The organism is Xylanibacter sp., assembly GCF_057607445.1.
Genome location: NZ_DBLZAX010000010.1, coordinates 60,151 through 74,089, shown reverse-complemented (window position 1 = coordinate 74,089; position 13,939 = coordinate 60,151). Strand labels below are relative to the sequence as shown.

10 protein-coding genes are annotated in these 13,939 nt (G+C 46.6%); 9 read left to right on the top strand and 1 reads right to left on the bottom strand.

Features of this window, described 5'->3' with window-relative positions; genetic code table 11:
• Window positions 1-2: 2 nt before the first annotated feature.
• The 9 genes from ACZMIG_RS09080 (at window position 3) to ACZMIG_RS09040 (ending at window position 11,966) form a co-directional block, all read left to right on the top strand.
• Window positions 3-2,201 (top strand): S9 family peptidase, encoded by a 2,199-nt coding sequence (locus ACZMIG_RS09080; protein WP_418874195.1) that lies wholly within the window; start codon window positions 3-5, stop codon window positions 2,199-2,201.
• Between the two features lie 27 nt (window positions 2,202-2,228).
• Window positions 2,229-3,497 (top strand): phosphoribosylamine--glycine ligase, encoded by a 1,269-nt coding sequence (purD, locus tag ACZMIG_RS09075; protein WP_487889448.1) that lies wholly within the window; start codon window positions 2,229-2,231, stop codon window positions 3,495-3,497.
• A gap of 270 nt (window positions 3,498-3,767) precedes the next feature.
• The gene (locus tag ACZMIG_RS09070; protein WP_021854696.1) at window positions 3,768-4,694 is read left to right on the top strand and encodes a hypothetical protein; all 927 of its coding nucleotides are present in this window, start codon (window positions 3,768-3,770) and stop codon (window positions 4,692-4,694) included.
• The gene (locus tag ACZMIG_RS09065; protein ID WP_487889447.1) at window positions 4,682-5,134 is read left to right on the top strand and encodes a YqaA family protein; all 453 of its coding nucleotides are present in this window, start codon (window positions 4,682-4,684) and stop codon (window positions 5,132-5,134) included. Before ACZMIG_RS09070 ends, ACZMIG_RS09065 begins: the two co-directional genes overlap by 13 nt.
• A gap of 261 nt (window positions 5,135-5,395) precedes the next feature.
• A complete protein-coding gene (locus tag ACZMIG_RS09060) occupies window positions 5,396-8,713 on the top strand; it encodes a DUF2723 domain-containing protein (protein WP_487889446.1) in 3,318 nt (1,105 codons plus the stop codon).
• A 211-nt stretch (window positions 8,714-8,924) separates the two neighbouring features.
• A complete protein-coding gene (locus ACZMIG_RS09055; protein ID WP_021854693.1) occupies window positions 8,925-9,536 on the top strand; it encodes a polysaccharide deacetylase family protein in 612 nt (203 codons plus the stop codon).
• A complete protein-coding gene (gene queG, locus ACZMIG_RS09050) occupies window positions 9,514-10,644 on the top strand; it encodes a tRNA epoxyqueuosine(34) reductase QueG (RefSeq protein ID WP_487889445.1) in 1,131 nt (376 codons plus the stop codon). Before ACZMIG_RS09055 ends, queG begins: the two co-directional genes overlap by 23 nt.
• The gene (locus tag ACZMIG_RS09045) at window positions 10,641-11,150 is read left to right on the top strand and encodes a hypothetical protein (protein ID WP_487889444.1); all 510 of its coding nucleotides are present in this window, start codon (window positions 10,641-10,643) and stop codon (window positions 11,148-11,150) included. Before queG ends, ACZMIG_RS09045 begins: the two co-directional genes overlap by 4 nt.
• A gap of 633 nt (window positions 11,151-11,783) precedes the next feature.
• Window positions 11,784-11,966, top strand: coding sequence for a hypothetical protein (locus tag ACZMIG_RS09040; protein WP_418874199.1), 183 nt, complete (start codon window positions 11,784-11,786; stop codon window positions 11,964-11,966).
• Window positions 11,967-12,077: 111 nt separating this feature from the next.
• On the opposite strand, the gene ACZMIG_RS09035 is transcribed toward ACZMIG_RS09040, so the two are convergent.
• Complete coding sequence (locus ACZMIG_RS09035) at window positions 12,078-13,736, bottom strand: hypothetical protein (RefSeq protein ID WP_487889443.1); 1,659 nt, start codon at window positions 13,734-13,736, stop codon at window positions 12,078-12,080.
• Window positions 13,737-13,939 lie beyond the last annotated feature (203 nt).

The following is a 13,939-nucleotide window of genomic DNA, read 5'->3' as shown; positions in this document are numbered from 1 at the left end:
TTATGAAACATAAGAATATTGCGGCTTTAGCCAAATTGGGTTTATTTTCATTACTGATGATGCTAACAACAACAGCTGTAAATGCCCAGAAGCAGTTTACGCTAGAAGATCTTAACTTCGGCGGCAAGAACTACCATAACATGGTGCCTAAGAACAGGTATCTTACATGGTGGGGTGACCAACTCGTGAGAACAGACACGGAAGAATGCAGCCTGGTCAACAAGAAAACCGGCAAAGAGACCGTGATGTTTACTGTTGACGACATCAACAAATGGGCCGGAACAGACGACAGCACAAAAATCCGTCACCTGTTCTATGCCTCATTCCCCTATCCCGAAAAATCACTCGTACTGATCAACGGCAAGAAAGAGCGCATGCTCATCGACTTCAAGTCGAAGAAGGTTATATGGCGCCAGAGCTGCGAAGGCGAAAGCAACGCAGAATGGAACGCCGCATCAAGAGCTGTTGCTTTTGTAAAGGATGACAACCTGTTTGTTACCGACGGCGAAGGCAAAACCACTCAGCTGACAACCGACGGAAGCAGGGAGATTGTTTACGGACAGAGCGTACACCGCGATGAATTCGGAATATATAAAGGCACATTCTGGAGTCCTGACGGACAGAGTCTGGCTTTCTACCGCATGGATCAGAGCATGGTTGCCGACTATCCGCTCGTTAATATCGACACCAGAATAGCCACCGAAACGCCAATAAAATATCCTATGGCGGGCGAAACAAGCCATAAGGTTACAGTGGGCGTTTATAACCTGAAGACAGGAAAGACAATATATCTGAAAGCAGGCGACCCAACAGACCGCTATTTCACAAACATAGCATGGAGCCCCGACTGCAAGAAAGTTTATATGATAGAGCTTAACCGCGACCAGACTGACATGGCGCTCGTAAGCTATGACGCAACAACAGGCAACAAGCTCGAGACTCTCTATAAGGAACATAACGACAAATATGTTCATCCGGTAACTCCTATCACATTCTTGCCTTGGGACGACAGCAAGTTCATACTGCAGAGTGAGAAAGACGGATATAACCATCTGTATCTGTTCAATACCAAAGGCGAACAGCTCAAGCAGATAACAAGCGGCAAATGGCTTGTACTTGAACTCGTAGGATTCAACGAGTCGAAGAAAAGTGCAATCATACTTTCAACAGAATGCAGCCCCATCCAGAACAACCTTTATATGGTTAACATAGAGACCGGCAAGCGCACTCTACTTGACAACGGCAAAGGCTTCCACGCTTCAACACGCGGCGCAGGAGGACATTGTGAGATGATTCTGTCAAGCACCGGAAAATATCTTTATGACAACTACAGCGAACCAGATGTGCCGCGCAAGATAAACATTGTAAGCACAGGCGACGCTAAAAACGTCAACTATTTTACAGCTGCCGACCCATGGAAAGGCTACAATGTACCTGAATATTCTTGTGGAACCATCAAGGCTGCCGACGGCACCACAGACCTGTATTACAGAATGGTGAAGCCGATAGGCTTTGATCCTAACAAGAAATATCCTACCGTTGTATACGTCTACGGAGGCCCCGGCATACGCAACGTGGAGGCACGTTGGCACTATGCGAGCCGCAGCTGGGAAACATATATGGCTCAGAAGGGCTATCTGCTCTTCATCCTCGACAACAGAGGTTCGTGCGACCGCGGACGCGACTTTGAGCAGGCAACATTCCGCCACCTTGGCGTAGAGGAGATGAAAGACCAGCTCAAAGGCGTAGAATATCTGAAGAGCCTTGCTTATGTAGACACCACACGCATGGGAGTTCACGGCTGGAGCTTCGGCGGATTCATGACAACATCGCTCATGACCACCTACCCCGACGTATTTAAAGTAGGAGTTGCAGGCGGTCCGGTAATCGACTGGAAATGGTATGAAGTGATGTACGGCGAGCGTTATATGGACACACCGCAGGCCAACCCTGAAGGTTATGCAGAAACAAGCCTGATAAACAAAGCAAAGAACCTGAAAGGCAAACTGCAGATAATAATAGGCACGGTTGACCCGACTGTAGTTCCGCAGCATGCCATCTCATTCCTTAAGGCTTGCATCGAGGCAGGCACGCAGCCCGACTTCTTTGTATATCCCGGCGAGGGACACAACATGATGGGTCATCAAAGCGTACACCTGCATGAAAGAATAACACAATATTTTGAGGATTATCTAAAGTAAAAACGATAAACAAATCTTATCATAAAAATGAAGATATTATTATTGGGCGGAGGCGGCCGCGAACATGCACTGGCATGGAAAATAGCTCAAAGCGACAAAGTTGAGAAACTATATATTGCTCCGGGCAATGCCGGAACAGCCAATGTAGGCGAGAATGTTGACATAAAGGCTGACGACTTCGGATCACTGAAGGAATTTGCCGTAGAGAAAGGCATCAACATGGTTGTTGTAGGACCTGAAGATCCTCTGGTAAAAGGCATCTATGATGAATTCAAGAATGATGCACGCACAGCCAACATCCCCGTCATCGGTCCGTCAAAGCAGGGAGCTGTTCTTGAAGGATCAAAAGATTTTGCCAAGGGATTCATGCAGCGCCACAACATACCGACAGCAAGATACCAGACATTCAACGGCACAAACATTGAGGAAGGACTGAAATTTCTCGAAACGCTCCAGCCTCCATATGTTCTAAAGGCCGACGGCTTGTGTGCCGGCAAGGGTGTTCTTATTGTTCCGACACTTGAAGAAGCCAAGAAAGAATTCAAGGAAATGCTCGACGGAATGTTCGGCAACGCATCGGCAAATGTTGTAATCGAAGAGTTCCTGAGCGGTATCGAATGCTCAGTATTTGTACTGACAGACGGCAAGAACTATAAGATCCTGCCTGAGGCAAAAGACTACAAGCGCATAGGCGAACACAACACAGGCCTCAACACAGGCGGAATGGGCAGCGTAACTCCTGTGCCCTTCGCAACAAAAGAATGGATGCAGAAGGTTGAAGACCGCATCATACGCCCGACCGTAGACGGACTTGCAGCAGAAGGCATCGACTATAAGGGCTTCATCTTCTTCGGTCTTATCAACGTCAACGGCGACCCGATGGTTATCGAATACAACTGCCGCATGGGCGACCCAGAGACTGAGAGCGTGATGCTGCGTCTGAAGAGCGACATCGTAGACCTCTTTGAAGGCGTGGCCAACGGCGATCTCGACAAGCATGAAATTGAATTCGATGAGCGCGCAGCCGTATGCGTAATGCTTGTAAGCGGCGGATATCCCGAGAAATATGCCAAGGGCTACACCATCAACGGCATTGACAAAGTTGAAGGAAGTATCGTGTTCCACTCCGGTACAGCCATCAAAGACGGCAATATCGTTACGGCAGGCGGACGCGTGATAGCCGTAAGCTCTTACGGAAAAGACAAGGAAGAAGCCTTGAAGAAATCGTTTGAAGAAGCTCAGAAGATTGAGTTTAAGGACAAATACTTCCGCAGTGATATAGGACAAGACCTCTAGACGGAAGGTAATATTGAAGGTCAATACGGTGTGTCAAAATATGTAGTTACAGGAAAAGGCTGAAATAAGTTCGTGCCCGATGAGCAGAAACGAAATAAACAGCCCGTTAAAACAGCTTTACATCTGCCTTAGTTACAAGGGAAGACTGTTAACAAATAACGGAAGCATCCTTTAACAATATTTTGTCACACCATCTTCTATTATTATAATAATGTGTTCTCATTGGAACATATATTTCCATTATAATTAAAGAATTTAAGGTTTTCAGAAGTGGTAAAAAGATTACAGAACAAAATAGCGGGAAGCCGCTTCGCACTGCCGGTGACGGCAGTTTATTCAATTATGATATGGCTGGCAGGCGGCCTCATCGCAAATCAGCTGTATCTTCATTTCCTGTTGTTCGGACTTTCTGCCTATTTGATGGTCGAGCTCAACAACAGCAACTCGCTCATACGCATCTACAGCCGTATGGTTTCCTGTTCGTTTATGGCACTTACGCTCATGTCTGCTTTTCTTTTCGATTCCACAGACGTGTGGGTCGTCCAGTTTTGTGTTGTTGCCACATATCTTATTCTGTTCAAATGCTATCAGAACAAGCGCTCGCAAGGCTTGGTGTTCTATGCATTTTTCTTCATCGGCATTGCCAGCATCTTTTTCATTCAGATATTATACTTCGTACCATTCCTATGGATAATGATGCGTGCCAACCTCATGTCGTTCAGCATGCGTTCGCTCCTGGCGTCGCTCATCGGCATAACAGCGCCATACTGGTTTCTGTCGGGATATTTCATCTTCAACGGCACGGCCGACCTCCTGCTCGCCCACATAGAGTCGATAGCTCAGTTTGCATCGCCATTCCAGTTTGACTTCAGCAATTATCACGTAATAGCTACTTTTGCTTACATCACGATTATCGCCGCAATAGGCAGCTTCCATTTTCTGCGCAACAGCTATAAGGACAAGATAAGAACCAGGATGATTTATGAGATTCTCATAACAATGACCGCCATAACCTTTGTCTTTATAATATTACAACCGCAGCACATAAAGCCGCTGTTAAGCATCATGACAATAAGCACGAGCATACTGGCAGCCCACTATATAGCACTGACAAATACAAAGCTGACAAACATCACGTTCTGCTGCCTGACAGCAGGTACCTTAGCACTAACAGCATATAACTTATGGATTCCCTGATAGAAATTCTGACAAACTACGGATATGTAGGAATGCTGATATCTGCATTCCTTGCGGGCAGCATATTCCCCTTGAGCAGCGAGGTGGTTATGCTTGCGCTTCTTGCAGCCGGGCTCGACCCGTGGCAGCTGGTTATTTACGGCACAATAGGCAACGTGCTCGGAAGCATGCTCAACTATGGCATCGGCATGCTCGGAAGCATAGACTGGATTGAAAAATACCTGCACGTGAACAAAAAAGAACTCGACAGAGCCAAACGGTTCATGGCAGGCCGTGGCGCATGGATGGGCTTTTTCTCCTTTCTTCCAGTCATCGGCGAAGGCATAACAATAGTACTCGGCCTGATGCGCTCTAATGTTGCCATAACCGTAATAAGCGTTATAATCGGAAAATTTCTGCGATATGCGCTCATCATCTACGGCGTTGAAATTTTCGTGTAGCCAAGAGCAGCGGTGCATATATGATAATACATTGAATATCAAAAAGTTACGCACATAGATATAAAGCATACACAGCACATATTGACATGCCGCGAGATGCGGCAGAGGGCCAAAAGCCACACAACATGTTATGCCTTAGGCAGTTACACAAACTCAAGATAATATTAAAACAAATTAATTTATTTTGTTTTATCTCTGATTTACATTATCTTTGCACGTATTTTATTGAAAATTGAAATTCATAAAAAACAGTTATATTCAATGAAACAATTTAAATTAGTGGACAATATTCTAGGCTGGTTAGCTTTTTTTATTGCAGCCTTCGTATATTGTAGCACCATTGAGCCGACAGCCAGTTTTTGGGACTGTCCGGAGTTTATTACAACAGGGTATAAGTTAGAAATCGGTCACCCGCCCGGTGCACCTTTCTTCATGCTCACAGCCAATCTGTTCTCTCAGTTTGCCAGCGACCCGTCACAAGTGGCCCTCATGGTGAACACTATGAGCGCACTTCTCAGCGCAACATGTATTATGTTCCTCTTCTGGACCATAACGCACCTGACACGCAAACTTATTCTGAAAGACTGGAGCCAGCTGACAACAGGCAAGCTCATTGCCATTGAAGCCAGCGGCCTTGTGGGAGCATTGATATATACATTCAGCGACACATTCTGGTTCAGTGCCGTTGAGGGTGAGGTTTATGCCTACTCTTCAGCGTTCACGGCCATTGTGTTCTGGCTCATACTAAAATGGGAAGACCATGCCGACGAGCCTCACAGCGACCGCTGGCTGGTGCTTATCACCTACATGACCGGACTGAGTATCGGTGTCCACCTGCTCAACCTCCTTTGTCTTCCGGCCATTGTCCTGGTGTTCTATTACCGCAAGTTCCCCAATGCCAACCTCAAGGGTTCTCTCATAGCACTCTTCATATCGTTTGTGCTTGTTGCAGCCATCCTCTACGGCGTGGTTCCGGGCATCATCAAGGTTGGCGGATGGTTCGAGCTGTTTTTTGTCAACGTGCTGGGCTGCCCGTTCAACACCGGCGAGATTATCTACATCATACTGCTCGTGGCCATCGTCATATGGGCTATCTATGAGAGCTACAACAACAAGAACCAGAAGCGCGAGAATATTTCGTTCCTGCTCTCTGTTGCCATGCTCGGCGTGCCGTTCTACGGTTTCGGCATATCTGCCTTCATCATCGGCATAATAGTTCTTGCAGCCCTGTGGTTCGTACTCAAATGGAAGCGCGGCAAGGAGCTGCTCGTAAACTCACGCATCAAGCACACAGCTCTGCTCTGCATGCTTATGCTTATGATCGGATATTCAAGCTATGCCCTCATCGTCATCAGGTCTTCGGCCAACCCGCCTATGGACCAGAACTCTCCCGAGGACATCTTCACGCTGGGAAGCTACCTCAGCCGCGACCAGTATGGCGACAGCCCGCTGCTCTTCGGACAGGCTTACACCTCTCAGGTACAGTTTGACCGCGACGGCGAATACTGCAAGCCGCGCATGAAGCAGGGCGCACCTATATACCAGCGCAAGGAGAAAGCTTCTGCCGACGAAAAAGACTCTTACTTCATAGTTCGCTATAAGACCGACTACATCTACGCACAGAACATGGTGTTCCCGCGTATGTGGGATGCCGCACACGCTAGTGCATACGAGAGCTGGATGGGCGGAGTTGACGGCACACAGGTGCCTTACGACCGCTGCGGCGAGCCTATAACCGTGAAGATGCCTACACAGATGGAGAACATACGCTTCTTCCTGTCTTATCAGTGCAACTTCATGTACTGGCGCTACTTCATGTGGAACTTTGCCGGACGTCAGAACGACATTCAGGGCAACGGCGAACTTGAGCACGGCAACTGGATTTCTGGTATTCCGTTCTTCGACAACTGGCGTCTGGGCGACCAGAGCAAGCTGCCTGATGACCTGAAGGACAACAAGGGCCACAACGTGTTCTATTGTCTGCCACTGCTGCTCGGTCTTATCGGTCTGTTCTGGCAGGCTTACCGCGGACAGCGTGGCATACGCCAGTTCTGGGTAGTGTTCTTCCTGTTCTTCATGACAGGTCTGGCCATCGTCATATATCTTAACCAGACACCTATGCAGCCACGCGAGCGCGACTATGCGTATGCAGGCTCGTTCTATGCTTTTGCCATCTGGTGCGGTATTGGCGTTGCAGCCATCATCGATCTTCTGAAGCGACTCAACATCAACGGCACTGCCGTGTCTGCAATAGTGTCTATCCTCTGCCTGCTCGTTCCTATACAGATGGCAAGCCAGACATGGGACGACCACGACCGCAGCGGACGCTACACATGCCGCGACTTCGGACAGAACTATCTGATGTCAATGCAGGACAAGGGCAACCCGATTATATTCACAAACGGCGACAACGACACTTTCCCGCTCTGGTATAATCAGGAAGTTGAGGGAGCAAGGACAGACGCACGCGTCTGCAACCTGAGCTATCTGCAGACCGACTGGTATATCGATCAGATGTGCCGCCAGGCTTACAACTCTCCTTCTGTGCCTATCACATGGCCGCGACTCGACTACTACTCAGGCACCAACGAGTATGTTGAGGTTGTACCCGAACTGAAGCAGCAGATTCTCGACTTCTATAAGACTAACCCGAAAGAGGCAAAGGCCACATTGGGCGACAATCCGTTTGAAGTAAAGAACGTCCTCAAGCATTGGGTACGCGACGGCAAGGACGACATGCATGTCATACCTACCGACACGCTGTATCTGACCATTGACAAAGAGGCCGTAAGAAAGAGCGGCATGATGATGGCGAGCGACTCTATACCTGATCAGATGATCATCTCGCTCAAAGGCAAGAACGCTCTTTACAAAGGCGACCTGATGATGCTCGAGATGATTTCACAATGCAACTGGACACGTCCTGTCTACGTGGCTATCACTGTTGGTCAGGAAAACTATATGAACCTTGGCGACAACTTCATACAGGAAGGTCTGGCTAACCGCATCACACCGTTCACGACAAATGCTCCGGGCATGAAGAACTTCGACACCGAGCGTGTTTACACCAACCTCATGACACGCTTCAAGTTCGGCGGTCTCGACAAGAAGGGCATCTATCTCGACGAAACTGTGATGCGCATTTGCTACACTCACAGACGTCTCTTTGCGCAGCTTGCGCTCAACCTGATACAGGAGGGCAAGAAAGACAAGGCAGCCAAGGCCCTGGCATATGCAGAGAAAGTCATACCGGCATACAATGTGCCGATGAACTATCTCAGCGGAGGTATCGACATAGCCAAGGCTTACGCCCTGCTGGGCAACAAGGCAAAGGCTAAGGAGGCCATCAACTCAGTGTTCAAGAACGCACACCAGTATATGGTTTGGTACAACTCGCTCAGCGGAAGCCGCTTTATGCAGTCGCAGCAAGACTGCATGATGCACCTATACGTCATGAACTCTTGCATCGACATAGCCCACATGATAGACAACAAATGGGCTGAGAGCCTCATGAAGCAGTTTAACGCCGACGCTGCCACATATCAGAGCAAAGGCGGACGACTGATGGGCGAAGAATGATTTATAATTGATAATTGAGAGTTGAGAATGGATAATTATGATTGCTCTCACGACATTTAAGCCGACTGCCAAAGAGTTGGCTTGAAGGAATATACGAGAGAATACCTCTAAAGACAAATCATAATTGGCTTACGCCCTGCTTAATTTCTCCATTCGCGACTCTCAATTATAAATTTGAATAAACTTAACATCAGAAAGAAAAAGAAAAAAGATGATTATAGAACAGCCGGCCAAATGGCTACGTTGGCTCTACCCGAGGGCAACATGGAGAATGGACAAGAACGAGAAGGCGGTATACCTCACCTTCGATGACGGGCCTATACCCGAATCAACGCCGTTTATCCTGAAGACCTTGGCCGAATATGGGGCTCACGCCACATTTTTCATGGTTGGAGAAAACGTAAGCAAGCACCCCGAGCTGTTTAGACAAATCGTCGAAGCCGGCCATCAGGTGGGCAACCACACATACAACCACTGGGGCGGCTTTAAGCACTCTACCAAAGCCTACAGCGCAAACACCGAAAAGGCAAACCGCCTTATCAACGCGCATCTGTTCAGACCGCCGCACGGGTGGATGCTGTGGGAACAGTATTTCTGGCTGGGGCGCAAATACCGCATCGTGATGTGGGACCTCGTTACACGCGACTACAGCAAATGGCTTACTGCCGAAGACGTGCTGAAAAACGTGAAGCGATACACGCGCAACGGCTCTATCATCACGTTTCACGACTCGCTGAAGAGCATCGACAAACTGAGATACGCTCTGCCGGAGGCACTGAAATGGCTAAAAGAACAGGGATATGAGTTTAAGACTTTCGAGTGAAACGATAAAAGCTGAGGCACGCAACCTCGGCTTTTTTGCTTGTGGCATAGCCAAGGCTGAGCCTGTTGAAGCCGAAGAGGCAGCAAGATTCGCTGCATGGCTCAGCCGTAAGGGCCATGCCGGCATGGACTATATGGCTGCCAACACTGACAAAAGGCTCAACCCGCAGCTGCTCATGCCCGGCGTAAAGAGCATCGTCTGTGTTGCGCTCAGCTACGCTCCGTCAAGCCGCATACCCGCCGACGAGCCACAATTAGCCGTCTATGCCCTGGGCCAAGACTATCATTACATAATGAAAGACAAGCTGCGCAAGCTGGCCTCAACGCTCGGACTCACAGAACGCACAGACAACAACGCCACACTGGCGGCAACACTCCCCAAAGCAGACAAACCATGCAGCGCAAATGCCGCCTCACAATCCTCACTCGGCAGCGCCCCAAATAACCTACCCGTCCACAACCAAAAGAGTAATCAAAATTTTCAATTTTCAATTCTCAATTCTCAAATCCCTACCTTCCGCGCCTTTTGCGACACGGCTCCGGTGCTCGAACGCTATTGGGCGATGAAAGCCGGACTGGGTTGGATTGGGCGCAACCATCAGCTTATAATCCCACATGCCGGCAGCATGTTCTTCCTCGGAGAGCTGTTTGTCGACGCAGAACTTGAATACGATAGCCCCCTGCCCTCACGTTGCGGCAACTGTCACGCCTGCACAGACGCCTGCCCCACCGGCGCCCTGCATCTTACAGACGACAGCCGGCGCACAGAGTTCAGCTCAAACCGCTGTCTCTCTTACCTGACCATTGAGAACCGGGGCGACATTCCGCAGGAATATGCCTGCAAGATGGACAACTGCATCTACGGCTGCGATCGCTGCCAGGACGCCTGCCCGTGGAATAGGTTTGCGCAGGGCACAACTGAAGAGCAGCTCCGCCCGCGCGAAGAACTGCTCAACATGACGCGCGAGAAATGGACATCACTGACTGTGGAAGACTATCGCCGGCTCTTCAAAGGCAGCGCCGTAAAGCGTGCCAAATACGACGGACTGATGCGCAACATAAAGGCTGCGCTGCAAGACAACGACAACAATAACAATGACAAGATATGAAACAGATCAGCAAAGACATCGTGCTGGCGGCCGTGGTGAGAAGTTTCTTCAAATACTTCGTCACCGGAATAATAGAGTCGCAGCACGGCACCGACATCCAGAACGGCTTTGAGCCGATAAACGTAAAGAAAACCATGCTCAACCACTATGAGCACATTTCACGCTATTTCAATCGCGAGGCCTTCTTTGCCCTGATGCGCCTCAACTTCGCAACAGAGGAGATGGAGCAGCAGCTGCGCGAGTTTATGAAGCCCGGAACCAGCGACATGGAGCTTGTCCGCTTTGCCTGCCGCACCGACGACTTCTATCAGGCCATGGTGAACGAATATAAGCGCAACTTCGAACTGCTGTTGTGCGGCCGTCTGGAGCAGCAGGATGAGCACGACGCCAACTACACACGCCTGCCCGAAGGCGGCACGATAGACGCCGAAATGGCAGAAAAGATTATCGGCGAAATTGCTGTACACGCTTACTCGCACGGCAAGAACATCGGCAAAACCCATTGACCGCGAGAGCTGATTAATAAGGGTAAGAGTTCCCATACAACATCTTTATCCACACAAATCACAATGCAAGCAAACACCATCATTTGCTTACATTGTGATTTTTAGTAAGCATCAATAACCACATTCTTCCCGAAAAATCGCAATCAGGCACGAAAAACAGCCATTTTTCGTGTGCATCTGTAATTATCTATATACCAACACGATATGCATATATCAATAATTTTGTGCAAAAACCTCATACTGTTAAAAAACATTACTCGCCCACTTTTGGGTCGTAACTCATAGAGTAACGGTTAAAAAACCTGCCACTTTTGATAAGAAACTCGCCCATCTACCTCGCCAAAAACGGCATAATAACGCACAACATCATGCTTTTTGCACCTAAAAACCCATCATCTTAGCACTCAAAACGCCATAAATTGCATAACTGATCCAATAATAAGCAACAGAATCACTCTATTTTCCTACTTTCACATGACAATAGCCAACTGACGTTTTGAAATACAATAATCAAAAACAGATATCAAAAGTTCAAATTCATGTCGACACATTGTTTTAATAGAGCTCCATCTACCGTCGCCAAAGTTTGCCAAAATTTTTCCTATTTTGATTAATATATGATGCCGCTCGAATGTGTCAAAAATCGACGGCGGAACAAGATGGACAGGAAAAGCAATAGAGATTGAACTCGCACTGAAAAACATAACCAACAGAAAAGAATACACTATAAGGACATTCCGTGATAACGACATTTACTCATACTCTTACAGGCTCCGGCAGGCAGAGGCTGTTATCACATTAAAGTTTAAATTCTAAAACATAAGTTTTCAAACTATAATACGAAAGAATTTAATATATATGCAAATATAAACAAGTAGCCGCTAACCATTATGGCTAGCGGCGTTATTATATAATAACATAAAGCAATTATTTCAATATAATTTTTCTGCCTTTCAATGGATCAGTTTTACTTCTTATTATATACGAGCCATTACCAAGTGCTGACAGCTGCATGTTTCGACCTATAAGTACACCCTGCATTGTGTATACATCATATGCAGAAGGTTGGACCGTAGTTATCATGTCTGAAATTTTTGTCGACTGCGGATTCACTTTTATATATTTAGTCGTTGTTCCATATCTATTAGTAAGATTTACGTACAAATAAGTTTCTCCAATCTTCAATGCATCAGATATATGCAGGGTATGTTCATCCGAATCGGTTAATGTAAGTGTGCATAATGTACCGTAGTCACTTGAGACAATTACATCCCCGCCTGTCGCACCACGAGAATATATAGTAATGTCAAAGCTGTAATAGTCAGAATTGGCGGTTTGCTGTACATTTGATATTTTATAACTGACAAATTGCGGACGTGCATCAAGTGTCAATGGAAATGTGTATTCATTTCCATTAGTGATACAAGTAATACGACCTTGCAGACACATAAACTCATCAACATAAGATAAGCCTTCATCAGTTGGTGTCACAATAAAATCTGCTCCTTGCCCTACAGCTGCGTCTACATATTTATGAGCATTATTGTCGTATATCTGATAAATCCAGTCACAAGCGACACGACATCCTAAAGAATCTTCTGCACAAAAAGTATGACTGGTATAAAGACTGCCATACCCTAACACATCAGTATTGTTTCCTTTAATGTGAACGTCATAAGGATTGATTCTCCATCCGATGGCAGACATCACGTCAAGAGTTTCGTCGCTTATCGGCAACAGACGTGTGCGGTCGCCATAAGGATAGTTCATGATATTGTCGCCGCTTAATGAAAAATAATTTCCGCTACGGTATGGCACATAGCCAGTAGGTGAAGTAAAAAGTTTATAGGCTGAATGTGGAGTATACAAACTGATTGCCTCTTTAAAAAAGTCATTCAGTGTAGCTGATGTTGCACCGACAGCAAGACTGCCCAAAGTTTTTTGTCCATCACTGACAAGATTATCAAAAGGCGAAGCCTGTTGTCTTATTGCAAAACCTAACTCGCCTTCTTGCTGTACAACACTTGTACCAAAGCCGAGCACATGGGCAATATGCCTGAGCAAGGCTGTTTGCAGATTATCAATACCCCAATCTGTCCCATCGCTACTCCATGATGTATTCCAGTTTATCAAAGCGTTTATTGTTATTGTGCCATGAATATTGTCTTTTTCATTTTCATTTGTTTGGGCAAACAGACTCCACGGCAGCGCATTTTTTCCATTGCCAGCATAAGCAACAGCAGTTTTTATTTCTAATGAAGGATCTATGTCTTCACCTGCATCCAGCATAATATGTACAGGAACATCTATGCTCAATCTGTCTTCCCATACATCAAGAGCCATACGCAAACAACGTTTAACTCCTTCGGTCATAAAAGAATTGTCAATATACGAAACATCAAATTTGCCCAGCCTTGACATGAGCGAACCTACAGGTGCATCTGTATCAATATCATACGTTTTTGCCGTCTTATCATAATCAGGCGTTTCAACACTATCGGTATATACTACAATTCCTTTTTCCACATTCTGACAACTAGCAGAAATAGGACAAATTACGAGCAATATCAAAATATAAATCTTCATAAACAAGCTGTATTGGTATTTATTTAACGTGTCAATGAAGACAATATTGTATTTATCAAGTTCTTATAATCTATCCGTGGTTATATTTCTTTAATAAAACAAATTACAACATCATATAATTATAATTTTAAACAAATTAAACCAGCGGCAAAAAAAGTTATGCACACAGAGTACACGATATTAAAGAAAAGGCTAAATTTGCA

Excerpts from the sequence above, each read along its gene's own strand:
- ACZMIG_RS09080 (WP_418874195.1), top strand. The coding sequence starts at position 3 with ATGAAACATAAGAATATTGCGGCTTTAGCCAAATTGGGTTTATTTTCA.
- purD (WP_487889448.1), top strand. The coding sequence starts at position 2,229 with ATGAAGATATTATTATTGGGCGGAGGCGGCCGCGAACATGCACTGGCA.
- ACZMIG_RS09065 (WP_487889447.1), top strand. The coding sequence starts at position 4,682 with ATGGATTCCCTGATAGAAATTCTGACAAACTACGGATATGTAGGAATG.
- ACZMIG_RS09060 (WP_487889446.1), top strand. The coding sequence starts at position 5,396 with ATGAAACAATTTAAATTAGTGGACAATATTCTAGGCTGGTTAGCTTTT.
- ACZMIG_RS09055 (WP_021854693.1), top strand. The coding sequence starts at position 8,925 with ATGATTATAGAACAGCCGGCCAAATGGCTACGTTGGCTCTACCCGAGG.
- queG (WP_487889445.1), top strand. The coding sequence starts at position 9,514 with ATGAGTTTAAGACTTTCGAGTGAAACGATAAAAGCTGAGGCACGCAAC.
- ACZMIG_RS09045 (WP_487889444.1), top strand. The coding sequence starts at position 10,641 with ATGAAACAGATCAGCAAAGACATCGTGCTGGCGGCCGTGGTGAGAAGT.
- ACZMIG_RS09035 (WP_487889443.1), bottom strand. The coding sequence starts at position 13,736 with ATGAAGATTTATATTTTGATATTGCTCGTAATTTGTCCTATTTCTGCT.